This window comes from Enterobacter sp. CGMCC 5087 (genome assembly GCF_003144775.1).
GTDB classification, from domain to species: Bacteria; Pseudomonadota; Gammaproteobacteria; order Enterobacterales; family Enterobacteriaceae; genus Enterobacter; species Enterobacter cloacae_M.
In genome coordinates, this window is record NZ_QFXN01000259.1 from 1 (window position 1) to 288 (window position 288).

Below are 288 nucleotides of genomic sequence, written 5' to 3' on the forward strand. Positions count from 1 at the left end.
GTAGCACACCGACCACCATTCGTATGTTTTTACAACAGGCCATTGACCATTACCCACGACTGGCGGCGTTCAGCTTTACACTGGGATTACCGTACCGCGAGAGCGTGGCCGATCATCGGTCATTGATTCTGCGTTTTCACACCGAAGTCTGGCAGCGTATTGGTGAATATTCGTGGGAGCGCCAGCAGGCGCGCCGGAGTTCACCGCCGACGGTGTTACGCTGGGTGTGGGAGTCGGCCAGTGCTCCACAGTGCAGGATGGTGCTGCTGCTCAATCTCGATACGCTGG

1 pseudogene is annotated in these 288 nt (G+C 57.3%); it reads left to right on the forward strand.

Features of this window, described 5'->3' with window-relative positions:
• Positions 1 to 288 (forward strand): annotated as a pseudogene (locus DEO48_RS22990) (DUF3296 domain-containing protein); the annotation flags it as partial.